This window comes from Kineococcus glutinatus (assembly GCF_039542765.1).
GTDB lineage: Bacteria > Actinomycetota > Actinomycetes > Actinomycetales > Kineococcaceae > Kineococcus_A > Kineococcus_A glutinatus.
In genome coordinates, this window is record NZ_BAABIL010000150.1 from 1 (window position 1) to 2,346 (window position 2,346).

Sequence of the window (2,346 nt, forward strand, 5' to 3'; positions counted from 1 at the left end):
GGACGTGGACTACTTCTGCGCCGGCCCGGTGTGGGCGACGCCGACGAAACCCGGGCGCGCCGCGGTGGGCACGGACCTGGTGCGCCGCGCCGCCGCTGTCGCCGGCGCCACGCCGTGGTTCGCGATCGGCGGTGTCGACCTGGCGAGCCTGGAGGAGGTGCTCGAGGCCGGGGCCCGCCGGGTCGTCGTGGTGCGGGCGATCACGCAGGCCGGGGACCCGGGGGCCGCGGCGGCGGCGTTCGCCCGCCGGCTGCGCGAGGTCGCGCGCTGAGGGAAACCGGGCACCGGATTTCTTGACCGGTCTCCTGAATCGTTCTACGGTCGAGCGCGGCAAGCGTATTCCAACGAAGGGACCGCCCCGTGGAACGACGCCGTTCCCCCCGCCCCACCGCACTCGCGGCCACCGCGCTGGTCTGCCTCGGCGGCCTCGCCCTCGCCCCCGCCGCCTCCGCGGACGACTCCTCCCGGACCTCCCCGCACGCCGCGACCCCCGAACGCCTCGACCGCGGTGTCGTCGCCGTCCCCACCACGGGTGGGTACCTCGTGAGCTGGCGCGCGCTGGCCACCGACGCACCCGGCACGGGTTTCGCCGTCTACCGCGACGGCCGGCGCGTGGCGTCCGTGGGTGCCACCGCCGCCACGACCGTCGTCGACCCGGGCGGGCGCGCCGGCGCCCGCTACGAGGTCCGCGCGGTGGTGGCCGGCCGCGAGCAGCGCGGCCGGGACGCGGGCACCACCCGCGCCTGGGCGTCCAACGCCCTCGACATCCCCCTCGACAAGCCCGCCGACGGCGTCGACCCCGAGGGCGTGCCGTACACCTACACCGCCAACGACGTCGCCGTCGGCGACCTCGACGGTGACGGCGACCTCGACTACGTCCTCAAGTGGTACCCCAGCAACGCCAAGGACAACGCCTTCGCCGGGTACACCGGCAACGTCCTGATCGACGCCTACACGCTGGAGGGCGAGAAGCTCTGGCGCATCGACCTCGGCCGCAACATCCGCGCCGGGGCGCACTACACGCAGATGGCCGTGCAGGACTTCGACGGCGACGGCCGCGCCGAGGTCTCGCTCAAGACCGCCGACGGCACCCGCGACAGCAGGGGCAAGGTCATCGGCGACCCGGACGCGAACTGGGTCGCCACCGGCGGCGCGGTGCCCTCCACCGACCGCACCGGCGGCATCCCGCAGCCCGACGGCACCTACCTCGCCGAGCTGAAGGGGCGCATCCTCTCCGGGCCGGAGTACCTGTCGGTGTTCGACGGGCGCAGCGGACGGGTCATCGACACGACCAGGTACGTGCCGGCCCGCCACCCCGACACCGACAACCCCACCTACGAGCAGCTCAAGGAGGTCTGGGGCGACGGCTACGCGAACCGCTCCGACCGCTTCCTCGGTGGTGTCGCCTCCTTCGACGGGCAGCGGCAGAGCATCGTCATGGCGCGCGGCTACTACGGCCGCAGCGTCGTGGCCGCCTGGGACCTGCGTCGCGGGAAGCTGGTGCAGCGCTGGGTGTTCGACACCAGCGACCCCGCCCTCGGTGCGGCGTGGGAGGGCCAGGGCAACCACCAGTTCTCCGTCGCCGACGTCGACGCCGACGGCAAGGACGAGATCGTCTACGGCTCCATCGCCATCGACGACGACGGCACCGGGTTGTGGAACGCCGGTCTCGGCCACGGCGACGCCATGCACGTCGGCGACCTCGACCCGAACCGCCCCGGCCTGGAGAAGTTCGGCGTGCACGAGTGCATGGTGTGCAGCGGCGGTGTCGGCGCGGCGATGCTCGACGCGGCCACCGGGGCCCGGATCTGGACGGCGCCGTCGGACCGCGACACCGGCCGCGGCGTCGCCTTCGACGTCGACCCCGCCTCCCCGGGCGTGGAGACCTGGGCCAGCCGCCCCGTCGCCGTCATCGCCGCCGACGGGCGCCAGCTCGCCGCCACCCGGCCCGGGTCGATGAACTTCGGCATCTGGTGGGACGGCGACCTCGGCCGCGAGCTCCTCGACGGCGGCGACAACGCGCCGCTGGCGGTCTCGGAGTACGACCCGGCCACGGTGACCGCCGTCCCCGTGTTCTCCCCGGCCGGCATCCTGTCCAACAACGGCACGAAGGCGAACCCGGCGATCTCCGGCGACCTGTTCGGCGACTGGCGCGAGGAGTTCGTCGCCCGCACCGACGACTCCACCGCGCTGCGGGTCTTCACCACCGACGTGCCGACGACGCACCGCATCACCACGCTGCTGCAGGACCCGGCCTACCGGGCGCAGCTCGCGGCGCAGAACAACGCCTACAACCAGCCGCCGGCCACGAGCTTCTTCCTCGGCTACGGCATGGCCGGGCAGCAG

Annotated in this window: 2 protein-coding genes; both read left to right on the forward strand. The window is 74.0% G+C overall.

Features of this window, described 5'->3' with window-relative positions; all coding sequences use genetic code 11:
- On the forward strand, positions 1 to 271 hold a 271-nt coding region (locus tag ABEB16_RS06550), incomplete at its 5' end, for a thiamine phosphate synthase (RefSeq protein WP_345711453.1).
- 89 nt (positions 272 to 360) lie between these two features.
- Positions 361 to 2,346 (forward strand): rhamnogalacturonan lyase (locus ABEB16_RS06555; protein WP_345711454.1); only part of this gene is annotated, 1,986 nt, incomplete at its 3' end.